This is a genomic window from Paraburkholderia lebeckiae, from assembly GCF_014201005.1.
Lineage (GTDB): Bacteria > Pseudomonadota > Gammaproteobacteria > Burkholderiales > Burkholderiaceae > Paraburkholderia > Paraburkholderia tuberum.
Window position 1 is genome coordinate 167,558 of the sequence record NZ_JACHDK010000004.1, and the last position, 13,702, is coordinate 181,259.

Consider the following 13,702-nt stretch of genomic DNA (forward strand, 5'->3'; position numbering starts at 1 on the left):
CGCTGCCGCAGCCCGTCTCGTCATCCTCGATCAGGCGACCTTGCGTGCGGGTACGTCGCGCTGGACTGTCTTGCGGTTCGGCGCCATGCCCAGCTTGACGAGCGTCTCGTCGACCGAACCCCATTGCCTGCCGGTCTGGTAGATGCGATGGGCGTCCTCACCGTTTGCGATATCGCGGTTGAGCTCACGCGCAATGCGCACCATCTTCTGGATCTGCTGCACTGAAGTCGCCCGCTCGCCGTTCGGGCCGAACAGCGTGTCTTCGATACCGACCCGTACATGCAGGCCCAGCGCAATCGCCAGCGTATTCATCGGCACCACGTTCCGGTTCAGCGTTTCGAACGTAAGCACCGCGCCCTCCGGGGTGCGGCGGGCAAACTCGATCATGTCGGCGGGATGCAACCCGGCCGCGCCGCCGCCAATTGCCACGTAATTGATATTCAGCGGACCGCTATACGCGCCGTTGCGAATAAGACGCTCGACCGTTTCGAGTTGCGTCAGATTCCCCAGCATGAACTGCGGCTGGATGCCGTTGGCGACGAGACGCCTGATGTGTTCGACGTGCCACGACGGATTGGACGGCACAATCATGTCGCGGTAAGCCGCCTGGAGCGCCGGATTCATGAGCGAGGTGCCCGCGATGTCAGCCTCGGTCATCAGTTCCATTACGTTCATCTGGCTGGTGTTGATCGCGACGGTGACCTGATCCGGCCGCGGGTCCAAATCCGCGAGCATATGACGCGTATCGTCGTTCTGCCATTTGGCGGCTTCGCCTTCATTCTCAGGCGCGAACGAGATCGAGCCGCCGACTTGCAGCACCATGTTCGGCACCGCGTCGCGCAGGCGCGCCAGCATCTCGTTGAACTTCGACAGGCGCTTGCTGCCCTTGCCGTCCTCTTCGCGCACGTGCACGTGCAGCACGGTCGCGCCTGCGTTGTAGCAGTCGACGGCTTTCTGGACCTGTTCGTCCAGCGTGACCGGAATATCGTCCGAATCGCCGGGAATCCATTGCGGGCCATACGGCGCGACCTGAATCACGAGTTTTTCCTGGTTCTCAGGCAGCAGGGAGTCGTCTAGAAAATGCATGTTTGTGTTCCTATTAAGGAATGCGTGGAGTGGTGAGGCTGGATGTCAGGCAGCGGCCTGCGCACCCTCGCCCTGTGCCTTCTCGAAGGCGGCCAGTTCTTCCAGCAGGATCGGCGCGCCGAGGCTGCTCGAATGGATGCCGAGAACGCTCACCGCTTGCAGCACCGCGGCGATCTCCTGCTGGGTGGCGCCCAGCTCGATCGCCTTGCGGATGTGACGGCGTGTGCCCGGCGCATACATATGCGTGCAGGACGCATCGACGGCGATAGCGAGGAACTCGAACACTTTCGGTTCCAGCACGCCCGAGATCACGGGGTGCATGCCCATCGCCATGAATTTCTCGGCCCAGATGGGATCGAGTTGCGCAATTGCGTCCCAGGCGGGATTCCAGTTACCCGTGGCGCGCAATTGATCGCTGACCGGCGTGGCGCTGCTAGTCTCATTGCTCATCGTTCGTCTCCTCGATATGTCCGAATCGCGCGGCGCATGAGCGTCATGCGTCTACGGAAGCAAGTATCCGGGGCGGGCCGATTGCCGTTTGACATTCCGGGACAACTAATTTACATTTTGGGACAGCATGGGAAAACCATATGTCCTATCTGCTGCGTAGTGCGGCGCTGACCAATTACGTCGAAGTGGCCCGTTCGGTAGGTCTCGATCCCTATCGCAAGCTGGCTGATGCCGGCATCGACCGGTCTGTGCTGCTGGACCCCGACATCATGATTCCAGCCGAAGCCGTGGCGAGGCTTCTGGAGACATCGGCGCGCGCCGCTGCCATCGAGGATTTCGGGCTACGCATGGCCGAGACGCGTGAACTCTCCAACCTTGGTTCGCTCGGTTTCGTGATGCGTGAACAGCCGACCTTGCGCCGCGCGCTCGGATCGATGGCGCACTACCTGAGGCTGCAGAACGAAGCGGTCGTCATGCGCATCGAGGAAACGGCAGGGCTCGCCATCATCCGCGAAGAACTCATGGGTGTTGTGCCCGGCTCGATGCGCCAGGCAACAGAGTTGGTGCTCGCTGTGTTGTTCCGGTTACTGAGTATGGTGCTCGGCGCCAGCTGGAAGCCCCGCACCATCTGTTTCACGCACAGTGCTCCAGCCAGCGTCGCCATGCATACGCGCGTATTTGGCGCTCCAGTCGAGTTCAACCAGGATTTCGACGGCATCGTGTGCGTCACATCCGATCTCGACGCCGCGATTCCGGCTTACGATCCGGTCATGGCGCAGCAGGTACGCCGGTATCTGGATTCGATGCTGCTGCAGACCAACGCGACGATGTCCGACAAGGTCACGAAACTGGTCGTCGCGCTGCTACCGTCCGGCACCTGTTCGGTCGATCGGATCGCGCAGCACCTGGGCGTGGATCGCAGGACCGTGCATCGCCATCTCGCCCAGCATGGCGACAGCTATTTGTCGATTGTCGATACGGTGCGGGCCGGACTGGTGATGCGATATGTCGATAACGCCGACCGGCCGCTGTCCGAAGTCGCGGCGCTGGTGGGCTTCTCGTCGTTGAGCGCATTCTCGCGCTGGTTCGGCGGCCGCTTCGGTTGCAGTGTTTCGACGTGGCGAAGCAAAAATGCACAACGAAGTGCCGGCGCTCGCGATGAGTCCGTCTAATACCAATACAGTAGAACGCGCGTTGTTCAGCGCGACGACATCGGCAATGGACAAAGTCCTGCTCAATGTCCGCAATGGCTGGCGGATTCCGCTGAACCTGGGGCGATACGAGACACGCTATCCTCTACGGGCCATTGTGAGCCTGGTCGGTTCGGAGCGAACGGCCCGAAGGACGCGGTCTATCCCATGACCGCGATTGACGCAAATGGGAATCCGCTAACCGGAGAAATCCGGTACGTTCTGCATTTCGACCGCGACAAGCCGCCCAAATCCTGACGACACGCCTGAATATGAGCGGTGGCGACTGCGCGCTAAACTGGGTGTGTGCTATCGAAAAGTTCGGTGGGTCGAGCGCAAGACGATGAAATTCACCCGAATGATGGTCGGCCTCGCCGTCGCGTACATGACCGTGTTAGCCGGAGTCGCCATCTTGCAGGATCGTTTTCTCTACTTCCCTCAGAAGTCCGCAATCGAGGAGGTCACCTCTGGCGGACTGCGCGCCTGGCCGACACCTGAGGCGTACAGGGGCCTCGTGGCGGAGCCGGACGGTTCCGCGCGCGCCACGGTCATCGTCTTCCATGGCAATGCGGGGCATGCCGGCCACCGCTCGTTCTATGCCGCAGCGCTCACCCGGCTCGGGCTGCGCGTGATTCTCGCCGAATATCCAGGCTATGGGCCGCGCACCGGTGCATTAGGCGAAGCGAGTCTGGTCGACGATGCTCAACAGACCATCGCGCTGGCGCATCGCCTCTATGGAGCGCCGCTGCTGCTCATCGGCGAATCGCTTGGGGCCGGCGTGGTCGCTGCGGCCGGCTCGCGTGAACGCGACAAGATCGCAGGCATGATGCTCATCACGCCATGGGATCGGCTTGAGCACGTCGCCGCTTATCACTATCCGTGGCTGCCCGTGAGGTGGCTGCTGCGCGACCGATACGACAGCGTGACCCACCTGGCGTCGTTCGACCGCCCGATTCTCGTCGTGGTTGCGGAACGCGACAGCATCGTCCCCGCGCGCTACGGCGAGGCGCTTTACAACTCGCTGTCCGCACCGAGAAAACTCGTGGTGGTGAAGGCGGCTGACCATAACGACTGGATTGGCCACGTCGACGAAACCTGGTGGCGGGGGGCGACCGACTTCCTGCTTACGCCTTTGCATTGAAATATGAAGACGCCACCGGTCCCGTCCAGCTCGGAGCGCATCTATGTTCTCGACGCGAAGAACAGGCCTGTCGAGGTGTTCGACCACGGCGCGTGGTCGCGCTGGATGACGGAAAACGAACTGATCTTCCGCCGCACGCTGCTGGACGACTACGGTGTAACGGTCACGACCCGCTTCCGTGGTGTGTCCAAACCGAAAACCGGGCAGGCTTTGCTGTTCGTGACGCGCGTCGCCGGAATGCAGGCGCAAGACAACAGGAGCTACGGAGCAAGTACGCTCGATGAGGCGCTGGAGCAGCATGAGCGCATCGTGCAGAAAATCCTCCGGATAATGACAGGGCGTTGACCATCACAGCACGACGATTCTGCGGAGTCGTAACCCCCAGTAAGTCGCCGATGGCTCTGATGTGATGGACGACTCCCGCTAAGCGGCGAAAGGATTTATGCCAAAGTGCAGAAGTCGTGACGTCCACGGCCTGAGCGTTGGCCAACGCAGCGCCGCCAGAACAATCGATGGAGGAAGACATGTCGACAGACAGCAAAGAGGCCGAGCAGGCCCTGACCGAGCAGGTGGTAGCAAGCTTCGCGGGCACGCCCGACGAACGGCTGCGCACGCTGATGCAAAGCCTCGTGCGGCACATGCATGCGTTCGTGCGTGAAGTCGAGCCGACCGAGGCCGAATGGATGTCGGCCATTCGCTTTCTGACCGACACCGGCAAGATGTGCGATGACCTCGTGCGTCAGGAATTCATCCTGTTGTCGGATACGCTCGGCGTGTCGATGCTCGTCGACGCGATCAATCACCGTCTCGCGACGGGCGCGACCGACACCACCGTATTCGGTCCGTTCTATATTCGCGGCATGCCCGAGCGCGCATATGGCGAGAACATCGCGTTCACACCGGGCACGCCCGCACTCGTGCATGGGCGCGTGTTGTCGACGGACGGAGAGCCGCTTGCCAACGCGGTGCTCGACGTCTGGCAGACCGCCGATAACGGCATGTACTCGGGGCAGGACACCGAGCAGCCGCACGGCAATCTGCGTGGACGTTTTCGCACCGACGCCGAAGGCCGCTACGCGATTTCGACGATCGTGCCAGTCAGTTATCCGATTCCGACCGACGGCCCGGTCGGCCGCATGCTCGAAGCGACCGGACGGCATCCGTGGCGACCCGCGCATCTGCACTTCATGATAGATGCGCCGGGGCATCGGACACTGGTCACGCATGTGTTCGATCGCGAGGATCCGTATCTGGATTCGGACGCGGTGTTCGGCGTGAGGCCCTCGCTGATGGTCGACTATCGCGAGTGCTCCGTGGATCACGAACTCGCGCACCGCTTCGGTTTCGATGGACCGTTCCGCGAAGCGCGCTACGACTTCATCCTCGATCGGAGTTGACGACGATGGCACGTTTTTTCCGCGGTATTCGCGACCGACAAGCCCGGTATGCGCGAAGTGCGCGAACGGGTGCGTCAGGTGCATCGGACGTGGTTGCGCGGCAATACGCATCGTGGCGTGTTCGTGCGCCTCGGCGGTCCGACGCTCGCGCCGCAATGCGATGCGATGAAGATCGCCAGATCGCGGCCCGGCACCTGGCCCAGCTCGTGAAGCTTTCGATAGGCGCCGATCGCCATGCAGTCGCTCTGGAACATCGGCGCGTCAGGCGCATCGTCGAGAGCGAGCAGCGCCTCGGTCGCCAGATACCCGCCGCGCTCGGACAGCCTGTTGCGCTGCACATATCCCGCTGGCACTTCGAGCCCGTGCCCGATGCTTGGAAGGCTAATTGAAGGGCTGCGGGCGCAGCCGGAATTTTCGCGCGTACCTGCGTTCTATACCGTGGCGGATATCTTGTCCATACAACTTCGTTACGGCGACGCCCGCCTGGGCGTCGGGCCGCGAACCGCGCAATCCGCTCTACGAATGCGCAGGCGGCAGATACGTCATGTGCTCTTCGTCGTACAGCGCGTAGATCAGTTCGAGCATGCGCTGGATGTCGGCCGATTCGTCGAGCATGCGCATGCTCATGATGATCGGCGACACGAGGTTCTGATCGTCGAGGTCCTTGTAGGCGACGTCGCCGCGCTGCAAGCCGTACACGCTCGCCGGCACGATCGAGATGCCTTCGCCCGCGCCGACGAGGCCGAGCGCGATCTGCAATTCGCGGGTCTCGTAGAGCCGCTGCGGCTTCAGACCGCGATCGTGAAACGCGGCGAGCACCTGGTCCGCGTAACTGGGCCGTGGCGCCTTCGGGAAAATGATCAGCGTTTCGCCGGTCAGGTCGTGCAGCGACAGCACCGGCTTCGCGGCGATCAGCGGATGGCCGAGCGGCAGCGCGACGATCATCCGTTCTTCGCGCAGCACGACGCGCCGGATGCTCGGGTCTTCGTGACGGATGCGGCCGAAGCCGACGTCGATGCGGCCTTCCTTGAGCGCCTTGATCTGATCCATCGTCGACATCTCGTGCAGGCTCAGCTCGACGGTGCTGTTCTCGGTGCGAAAGCGGCGGATGATTTTCGGCAGCATGCCGTACAGCGTCGAGCCGACGAAGCCCACCGACAAACTACGCTCGATCTTGCCGACGCGCCGCGTCATCGCCTCGATTTCCGTCGTTTGCGCGAGCAGTTGCACGGCGTGCGAATAGAAGAAGCGGCCAGCCTCGGTCAGCTTCAGCGGCCGCGAGTTGCGCTCGAACAGCTGCACGCCAAGGGTCTCTTCGAGCTGCTGGATCTGCCGGCTCAGCGGCGGCTGCGCAATATGCAGACGTTTGGCGGCCTTCGTGACATTGCATTCCTCGGCGACGGCCACGAAGTAGCGCAGATGGCGCAGTTCCATAGAAATACCTTTTAAGTATCGTCGCGATACTAAATCAGTGTTGGACGATGCAAATGGCGTAGAACTATCCTTCAGTTACCGTAGACGCCCCGCAAAATTATACCTCCCGAGCATCGATGACTCGGCCCGGTCTGAAGCGTCGGTCGGCCCCTGGAGACGGCGCAGGCAAATCCTCGCGCATGGGATCCAAGACCTAGAAAGAGTTCAGGAGCAGCAATGAGACATGCTGATATCGCAGCCCCGATAAAAGGGTTGTCCACCGATTCCCTCAGGCACCAGGTCCCGCCTCCCGTGCCGAAGGTCGAGCGCGTGCGCGCCACGGCCTGACGCCATACGGAGGCGCACCGCCTCCGCTCCCCGACGTGAAAGACCAACCGGCCACCGGCCTCCCGGCAGGCAGGCCGCTCCCTATACGCGTGCGTCGCACGCATACCAACAGTCCGAACCAGGAGACAGGCATGATTCCGATCTACCCGGATCACACTCCGCAACTGAAGAACATCGACGATTTTCTCGTGGAAGACCGCGAGCGCGGCGATTACCGCCTGCATCGCAGCGCGTTTACCGACGAGCGTCTGTTCGAACTCGAAATGCAGCACATTTTCGAGGGCAACTGGATTTACCTCGCGCACGAAAGCCAGATTCCGAACAACAACGACTATTTCACGACCTACATGGGCCGTCAGCCGGTCGTGATCGCACGCAATCGTCAGGGCGAGCTGAACGCGTTCATCAACTCGTGCACGCATCGCGGCGCGATGCTGTGCCGCCACAAGCGCGGCAACAAGGCGACCTATACGTGCCCGTTTCACGGCTGGACCTTCAACAACAGCGGCAAGCTGCTGAAGGTCAAGGACCCCGACGGCGCGGGCTATCCCGACTGCTTCAACAAGGAAGGCTCGCACGACCTGAAGAAGCTCGCGCGCTTCGGCAACTATCGCGGCTTCCTGTTCGGCAGCCTGAGCGATGACGTGCCGCCGCTCGAGACGTTTCTCGGCGAGGCTGCGCGCATCATCGACATGATCGTCGACCAGTCGGAAGACGGTCTCGAAGTGCTGCGCGGCTCGTCGACCTATACGTACGAAGGCAACTGGAAGCTGACCGCCGAAAACGGCGCGGACGGTTATCACGTGTCGGCCGTGCACTGGAACTATGCGGCAACGACCAATCATCGCAAGGAAGAGAACGCGCGCGAAGACAAGATCCGCGCGATGGATGCCGGCAGCTGGGGCCGTCAGGGCGGCGGCTTCTACGCGTTCGAGCACGGTCACATGCTGCTGTGGACGCGCTGGGCGAATCCCGAAGACCGTCCGAACTTCAGCCGCCGCGAGGAATTCGCCGCGCGCTGCGGCGCCGAGCGCGCGGACTGGATGATCCAGAACTCGCGCAACCTGTGCCTCTACCCGAACGTGTATCTGATGGACCAGTTCGGCTCGCAGATTCGCGTGCTGCGGCCGCTGTCGGTCAACAAGACCGAGGTGACGATCTACTGCATCGCGCCGAAGGGCGAGTCCGACGAAGCGCGCTCGCGCCGCATCCGTCAATACGAGGACTTTTTCAACGTGAGCGGCATGGCCACCCCCGACGACCTCGAGGAATTCCGCGCCTGCCAGTTGGGCTATGCGGGCCGCGCGGTCGAATGGAACGACATGTGCCGCGGTTCGAAGCACTGGATCGACGGCGCGGACGAAGCCGCGCAAAAGATCGGCCTCAATCCGGTGATGAGCGGTGTGAAGACCGAGGACGAGGGCCTCTACACGGTGCAGCACCGCTACTGGATCGACACGATGAAAAAGGCGCTGAATGCGCCGGGGAGCCGCGCATGAGCAACATCGCCATCACCGATATTCAGGCTTTCCTGTTCCGCGAAAGCCGCCTGCTCGACGACGAGCAATGGGACGAGTGGCTCGCCTGCTATCACCCGGACGCGTCGTTCTGGATGCCCTCGTGGGACGACGAGGACAAGCTCGTCACCGATCCGCAGCGCGAGATTTCGCTGATCTACTACCCGAACCGCCAGGGCCTCGAAGACCGCGTGTTCCGCATCAAGACCGAGCGTTCGAGCGCGACGATGCCCGACACGCGCACGAGCCACAACGTCGCCAACGTCGAAGTGGAGAGCGCGGACAACGGCGTGTACACGGTGCGCTTCAACTGGCACACGCTGAGCCATCGCTACAAGACGAACTACAGCTACTTCGGCATGTCGCGCTACGTGATCGACTTCAACGGCGCGCAGCCGCAAATCCTGAGCAAGTACGTCGGGCTGAAGAACGACTACATCAATCAGGTCATCGACATCTACCACATCTAGCCGGTGCGGTTGCAGGAGACAGGTCATGGAACACACTATTGCACTTCAGTTCGAAGACGGCGTCACGCGCTTCATCAGCTGCCGCGAGAACGAAACGCTGTCGGATGCCGCTTACCGGCAGAAGATCAACATTCCGCTCGATTGCCGTGAAGGCGCGTGCGGCACCTGTCGGGGGCTGTGCGAATCGGGTGCGTACGACATGCCCGAGTCGAGCTACGTCGAAGATGCGTTGACCCCCGAGGAAGCGAGCCAGGGCTATATCCTCGCGTGCCAGACGCGGCCGCGCTCGGATCTGGTGATTCGCGTGCAGGCGTCGTCGGCGGCGTGCAAGACCGGTGTGTCGCGTTTCGAAGGCACGCTGGCGGCGGTCGAGCCGCTGTCGGATTCGACGATCCATTTCTCGATCGATATCGACGGCGCGAGCGCGCCGAGCTTTCTCGCCGGTCAATACGTGAACGTCGAGATTCCGGGTGCGAGCGGCGAGAGCCGGTCGTATTCGTTCAGTTCGGCGCCGGGTGCGACGCGCGCGGCGTTCGTCGTGCGCAACGTGCCGGACGGCAAGATGAGCGGCTTTCTGAGCAACGATGCGCAGCCTGGTCAGCGAATCGGCTTCACGGGTCCGTATGGCAGCTTCTATCTGCGCGATCCGCAGCGTCCGGTGCTGTTCCTCGCGGGCGGCACCGGCATCGCACCGTTTCTGTCGATGCTCGACGTACTGAAGGCGAGCGGCAACCTGCAGCCGGTGCGCCTCGTGTACGGCGTGACCAGCGACATCGATCTGGTTGCGCTCGAACAGATCGAAGAGGCGCAGCGCTCGCTGCCGGATTTCAGCTATCGCACCTGTGTCGTCGATTCCGCGAGCAGCCACGAGCGCAAGGGCTACGTGACCGCTCATGTGGATAGCGAATGGCTGAACGACGGCGACGTCGACGTCTACCTGTGCGGCCCGGTCGCGATGGTCGAAGCGGTGCAGGGCTGGCTGCGCGACAGCAGCGTCGAGCCCGTGAACTTCTACTACGAAAAATTTTCGGCGAGCAACGTAGCATGACTTCGACCTTTACCGATCGCTTCAAGGGCAAGGTGCTCGTCGTGACCGGCGCGGGCCAGGGCATCGGCCGTGGCGTCGCGTTGCGCGCGGCGCGCGAGGGCGCGGCTTTGGTGCTGGTCGACCGTTCGCCGATCGTGCGCGAGGTGGCCGAAGAGATCGCACGCGAAGGCGGCGATGCGCGCGCGTTCATCGCCGACCTCGAAACCTATGCGGGCGCGGCCGCGATGACGGCCTTCGCGATCGAGGCGTTCGGCCGCATCGACGCGCTCGTCAACAACGTCGGCGGCACGATCTGGGCGAAGCCGTACGAGGAATATGAAGCAGAGCAGATCGAGGCCGAGGTGCGGCGTTCGCTGTTCCCGACGCTATGGTGCTGCCACGCGGTGTTGCCCGCGATGCTGAAGCGCGCGAGCGGGGCGATCGTCAACGTGTCGTCGATTGCGACGCGCAGCATTTATCGCGTGCCGTATGCGGCCTCGAAGGGCGGCGTCAACGCGCTGACCGCGAGCCTCGCGTTCGAGCATGCCGAACACGGCATCCGCATCAACGCGGTCGCCACCGGCGGCACCGAAGCGCCGCCGCGCCGCGTGCCGCGCAATACGGCAGCGCAAAGCGAGCAGGAAGCGACGTGGTATCAGGGCATCGTCGATCAGACGATCGCGTCGAGCCTGATGCATCGCTACGGCACGATCGACGAACAGGTTGGCGCGATCCTGTTCCTCGCTTCCGATGAAGCGTCGTATATCACCGGTACGGTGCTGCCGGTCGGCGGCGGCGATCAGGGCTAGCGAGCGGCGGCCGCTGAACAATGCCGACAGGCCGCGCGGCGATCGTCCTTCATACTATCGGCCCGGAATGACTCCGCTCTCTGACGGTGACTCGCGACGACCAGCGGCAACCTGCGCCGCGAGGCGCGTGTCACCAACAGCGGGCCGCCTTGACCCACATCGACGATGAATCCCACCCCTAGCCAGGCGCCGACCACGCGCGCCGTTGCGGCCGACTGGTCCGTGTCCGCCGTCGTGGCCGGCTTTCTGGCCGTGCTGATTTCGTACGCGGGCCCGCTCGTGATCTTCTTCCAGGCGGCGCAAGCGGCCCACATGCCCAACGAGATGGTCGCGTCGTGGGTATGGGGCATCTCGATCGGCGCGGCCGTCTCCGGCATCTTCGCGAGCTGGAAGCTGAAAGTGCCGGTCGTGACCGCGTGGTCGGCGCCCGGCACCGCGCTGCTGGTCGGACTGTTTCCCGCGTTGACGTTGCATCAGGCGGTGGGCGCGTATCTGAGCGCCGCCGTGATCATTCTGCTGATCGGTATCTCGGGCTATTTCGACCGCATGGTGCGCAGCATTCCGAAGGGCATCGCCTGCGGGATGATGGCCGGCATTCTGCTGCAGTTCGGCACGCATGCGTTCAAGGCGGCGGCGTCGATGCCCGCATTGGCGTTCGGCATGATCGGCGCGTACATCGTGTTCAGGCGCCTGCTGCCGCGCTATTGCATCGTGCTGGTGCTGTTGACGGGCACGGTGCTCGCCATTGCTCTCGGCGCCGCGCACCTGGGCGCGCTGCCGCTGCAAGTCACGCGGCCGATCTTCATCGAACCCGAATGGACGCTGAGTTCGACGCTGAGTCTTGCGTTGCCGCTCGTGGTCGTCAGTCTGACCGGGCAGTTTCTGCCGGGGATGGCGATTCTGCGCGTGTCCGGCTATCACACGCCGGCCCGGCTGATCATCACCGCGACGAGCATCGCGTCGATCGGCGTGGCGTTTTTCGGTGGCATCACGATCGTGATCGCCGCGATCACGGCGGCGCTGTGCACCGGCAAGGATGCGCACGACGATCCGGACAAGCGCTATATCGCGGGCATCGCGAACGGCGTGTTCTATCTGATCGGCGGGACGTTCGCCGGCGCGATCGTCGCGCTGTTCACGATGCTGCCGAAGGAGTTCGTCGCGATTCTGGCGGGCCTCGCGTTGATCGGTGCGATCACGTCGAACGTGATGGGCGCGATCCAGGACGAAGACCATCGCGAGGCCTCCGTCATCACGTTTCTCGCGACCGCATCCGGTATGACGTTCCTCGGGCTCGGCTCCGCGTTCTGGGGCATCGTGATCGGCTCGTTCGCGTACCTCGTGCTGAACAAGGTGCGGCGCGAGACGGCGGCAAACCGATGACCAACCGATCGACTCAAGGCCGCGCCCCGAGCGCCTGATAGAGCGCGGCGGTATCGGCATAACGCTGCGCGGCGGCTTTGGTGCGATCGAGTCCGGTCTGCAATTGCTGACGCTGCGTATCGAGCAGTGTCAATTGACTGATGCCGCCCGCCGCATACCGCTGGCTGGCGATCCCTGCGCTGTGTTGTGCGCTGCGCTGCGCGGCGTCGAGTGCCTGCAATGCAATCGCGTCCTGATCGAGCGCGTGCAGCGCGTCGGCGACCTGTTGCAGTCCCTGCAGCACGGTTTGCTTGTAGACAGCGAGCGCCGCTTGCCAGGCCGCCTCCGACGAGCGCTTGCGCGCCAGCAGTTCACCGCCGTGGAACAGCGGCTGCGTGAGACCCGCACCGAAATTCCACACGTTGAAGCCCGTCAGTAGATCGGACAGGTTGACGCGTTCGGTCGCCGCGCTGCCCGACAGCGTGATGCGCGGATACAGGTTCGCGGTCGCGACGCCTATGTTCGCACTCGCCTGATGCAGCAGCGCCTCGGACGCGCGGATATCGGGCCGTTGCCGCGCGAGCGTCGACGGCAAGGTCAGCGGCAGATCGGCCGGCAGCACTAGCGTGTCGAGGTCGAGCGCGGCGAGGTCGTGGGTGGTGGCCAATTCCGCCGGCGCGCGTCCCAGATAGATCGCGAGTTGATGATCGGTCTGTGCAAGCTGCGTGCTCAATGGCGGTAACGTCGCGCGGGTTTGCTGCACGAGCGTGCGCTGGCCCAGCAGATCGACCTCGGAGATGCCGCCTGCGCGATAGCGGCGTTCGGCGATATCGAGTTGCTGCATCTGGTTGGCGAGCAGCGCTTGGGTGAGGGTGATCTGCCGCGCGAGCGACGCGCGCCGGATCGACGCCGTCACGACGTTGCCGGCGACCGTCAAACGCGCGGCTTCGAGTTCGTATTGCTGATAGTCGACCTGCGCGGCCACCGCTTCGAGCGCGCGGCGATTCGCGCCGAACAGATCGAGCGTGTACGACACCGTGACCTGTGCGCTGTACAGCGTGAACGGCGCAAACGCGTGGCCCTGCGCGAGCTGACCGAAGCCGAGCGCCTCGGGATCGATTTTCTCGCGCGTGGTCGACAGGTTCGCATCGACTTGCGGCCATAGCGTGCCGCCCGCCTGCGCGCGATAGTCCTGCTGCGCTTCGTCGAGTTTCGCGCGGGCTTGCGCGAGAGTCGGGCTGTCGTCGAGCGCCTGCTGCACGAGCGCGTTCAGCACCGGCGAGCCGAAGGCGCGCCACCAGCCGTCGCCGGGTACGTCTGTCGGCACGAAGTGTTGGGCGGCGCCGCCGGGACCATCGGCTGCGACGGTGCTTGCCGCGAGCGGCGCGGCGGTATAGCTCGACACGCTGGTCACGTCGGGTCGATGGAAATCCGGGCCGACGGTGCACGCGCACAATGCCGCGCTTGCGCAGAAGCCGGCGAGCCGGCGCAT

The 13,702-nt window shown here is 63.5% G+C and carries 14 protein-coding genes; 9 read left to right on the plus strand and 5 right to left on the minus strand.

Translation table 11 applies throughout. The features are described 5' to 3' along the window. Positions 1 to 30 precede the first annotated feature (30 nt). Together HDG39_RS09930 and HDG39_RS09935 are read right to left on the minus strand one after the other, a co-directional pair. Complete coding sequence (locus HDG39_RS09930; protein WP_184005480.1) at positions 31 to 1,086, minus strand: beta-keto acid cleavage family enzyme; 1,056 nt, start codon at positions 1,084 to 1,086, stop codon at positions 31 to 33. A gap of 45 nt (positions 1,087 to 1,131) precedes the next feature. Beyond that, positions 1,132 to 1,536: a carboxymuconolactone decarboxylase family protein gene (locus HDG39_RS09935; RefSeq protein ID WP_184005482.1), complete on the minus strand. Its 405-nt coding sequence runs from the start codon at positions 1,534 to 1,536 to the stop codon at positions 1,132 to 1,134. A gap of 140 nt (positions 1,537 to 1,676) precedes the next feature. On the opposite strand from HDG39_RS09935, the gene HDG39_RS09940 reads away from it, so the two are divergent. The 4 genes from HDG39_RS09940 (at position 1,677) to HDG39_RS09960 (ending at position 5,264) form a co-directional block, all read left to right on the plus strand. After that, on the plus strand, positions 1,677 to 2,708 hold the full coding sequence (locus HDG39_RS09940) for an AraC family transcriptional regulator (protein WP_184005483.1): 1,032 nt from the start codon (positions 1,677 to 1,679) through the stop codon (positions 2,706 to 2,708). A gap of 361 nt (positions 2,709 to 3,069) precedes the next feature. Beyond that, positions 3,070 to 3,867: an alpha/beta hydrolase gene (locus tag HDG39_RS09950; protein ID WP_184005487.1), complete on the plus strand. Its 798-nt coding sequence runs from the start codon at positions 3,070 to 3,072 to the stop codon at positions 3,865 to 3,867. Positions 3,868 to 3,870: 3 nt separating this feature from the next. Then, positions 3,871 to 4,212 carry a hypothetical protein gene (locus tag HDG39_RS09955; protein WP_184005489.1) on the plus strand — a complete coding sequence of 114 codons (342 nt, stop codon included), beginning with the start codon at positions 3,871 to 3,873 and terminating at the stop codon, positions 4,210 to 4,212. A gap of 179 nt (positions 4,213 to 4,391) precedes the next feature. Beyond that, on the plus strand, positions 4,392 to 5,264 hold the full coding sequence (locus HDG39_RS09960; protein ID WP_184005491.1) for an intradiol ring-cleavage dioxygenase: 873 nt from the start codon (positions 4,392 to 4,394) through the stop codon (positions 5,262 to 5,264). A gap of 74 nt (positions 5,265 to 5,338) precedes the next feature. On the opposite strand, the gene HDG39_RS35810 is transcribed toward HDG39_RS09960, so the two are convergent. Together HDG39_RS35810 and HDG39_RS09970 are read right to left on the minus strand one after the other, a co-directional pair. Then, positions 5,339 to 5,602: a type 1 periplasmic-binding domain-containing protein gene (locus HDG39_RS35810; RefSeq protein ID WP_184005493.1), complete on the minus strand. Its 264-nt coding sequence runs from the start codon at positions 5,600 to 5,602 to the stop codon at positions 5,339 to 5,341. Between the two features lie 178 nt (positions 5,603 to 5,780). Further along, on the minus strand, positions 5,781 to 6,698 hold the full coding sequence (locus HDG39_RS09970) for a LysR family transcriptional regulator (RefSeq protein ID WP_184005495.1): 918 nt from the start codon (positions 6,696 to 6,698) through the stop codon (positions 5,781 to 5,783). A 458-nt stretch (positions 6,699 to 7,156) separates the two neighbouring features. On the opposite strand from HDG39_RS09970, the gene benA reads away from it, so the two are divergent. The 5 genes from benA to HDG39_RS09995 all read left to right on the plus strand — a co-directional run bounded on the left by benA (position 7,157) and on the right by HDG39_RS09995 (position 12,231). Next, on the plus strand, positions 7,157 to 8,524 hold the full coding sequence (benA, locus tag HDG39_RS09975) for a benzoate 1,2-dioxygenase large subunit (RefSeq protein ID WP_184005497.1): 1,368 nt from the start codon (positions 7,157 to 7,159) through the stop codon (positions 8,522 to 8,524). Beyond that, a complete protein-coding gene (benB, locus tag HDG39_RS09980) occupies positions 8,521 to 9,012 on the plus strand; it encodes a benzoate 1,2-dioxygenase small subunit (protein ID WP_184005499.1) in 492 nt (163 codons plus the stop codon). The genes benA and benB overlap by 4 nt, the downstream gene beginning before the upstream one ends. A 25-nt stretch (positions 9,013 to 9,037) precedes the next feature. Then, a complete protein-coding gene (benC, locus tag HDG39_RS09985) occupies positions 9,038 to 10,060 on the plus strand; it encodes a benzoate 1,2-dioxygenase electron transfer component BenC (protein WP_184005501.1) in 1,023 nt (340 codons plus the stop codon). Continuing rightward, positions 10,057 to 10,848 carry a 1,6-dihydroxycyclohexa-2,4-diene-1-carboxylate dehydrogenase gene (locus HDG39_RS09990; RefSeq protein ID WP_184005503.1) on the plus strand — a complete coding sequence of 264 codons (792 nt, stop codon included), beginning with the start codon at positions 10,057 to 10,059 and terminating at the stop codon, positions 10,846 to 10,848. Before benC ends, HDG39_RS09990 begins: the two co-directional genes overlap by 4 nt. Positions 10,849 to 11,013: 165 nt before the next feature. Further along, positions 11,014 to 12,231, plus strand: coding sequence for a benzoate/H(+) symporter BenE family transporter (locus HDG39_RS09995; RefSeq protein WP_184005504.1), 1,218 nt, complete (start codon positions 11,014 to 11,016; stop codon positions 12,229 to 12,231). A gap of 13 nt (positions 12,232 to 12,244) precedes the next feature. On the opposite strand, the gene HDG39_RS10000 is transcribed toward HDG39_RS09995, so the two are convergent. Beyond that, the gene (locus HDG39_RS10000; RefSeq protein ID WP_260327665.1) at positions 12,245 to 13,702 is read right to left on the minus strand and encodes an efflux transporter outer membrane subunit; all 1,458 of its coding nucleotides are present in this window, start codon (positions 13,700 to 13,702) and stop codon (positions 12,245 to 12,247) included.

Bases quoted from the DNA above. Each gene is read 5' to 3' on its own strand.
- HDG39_RS09995 (WP_184005504.1), top strand. From the start codon at position 11,014: ATGAATCCCACCCCTAGCCAGGCGCCGACCACGCGCGCCGTTGCGGCC.
- HDG39_RS09935 (WP_184005482.1), bottom strand. From the start codon at position 1,536: ATGAGCAATGAGACTAGCAGCGCCACGCCGGTCAGCGATCAATTGCGC.
- HDG39_RS09990 (WP_184005503.1), top strand. From the start codon at position 10,057: ATGACTTCGACCTTTACCGATCGCTTCAAGGGCAAGGTGCTCGTCGTG.
- benC (WP_184005501.1), top strand. From the start codon at position 9,038: ATGGAACACACTATTGCACTTCAGTTCGAAGACGGCGTCACGCGCTTC.
- HDG39_RS09930 (WP_184005480.1), bottom strand. From the start codon at position 1,086: ATGCATTTTCTAGACGACTCCCTGCTGCCTGAGAACCAGGAAAAACTC.
- HDG39_RS09940 (WP_184005483.1), top strand. From the start codon at position 1,677: ATGTCCTATCTGCTGCGTAGTGCGGCGCTGACCAATTACGTCGAAGTG.
- HDG39_RS09970 (WP_184005495.1), bottom strand. From the start codon at position 6,698: ATGGAACTGCGCCATCTGCGCTACTTCGTGGCCGTCGCCGAGGAATGC.
- HDG39_RS09950 (WP_184005487.1), top strand. From the start codon at position 3,070: ATGAAATTCACCCGAATGATGGTCGGCCTCGCCGTCGCGTACATGACC.
- benB (WP_184005499.1), top strand. From the start codon at position 8,521: ATGAGCAACATCGCCATCACCGATATTCAGGCTTTCCTGTTCCGCGAA.
- HDG39_RS09960 (WP_184005491.1), top strand. From the start codon at position 4,392: ATGTCGACAGACAGCAAAGAGGCCGAGCAGGCCCTGACCGAGCAGGTG.
- HDG39_RS10000 (WP_260327665.1), bottom strand. From the start codon at position 13,702: ATGCGCCGGCTCGCCGGCTTCTGCGCAAGCGCGGCATTGTGCGCGTGC.
- HDG39_RS09955 (WP_184005489.1), top strand. From the start codon at position 3,871: ATGAAGACGCCACCGGTCCCGTCCAGCTCGGAGCGCATCTATGTTCTC.
- benA (WP_184005497.1), top strand. From the start codon at position 7,157: ATGATTCCGATCTACCCGGATCACACTCCGCAACTGAAGAACATCGAC.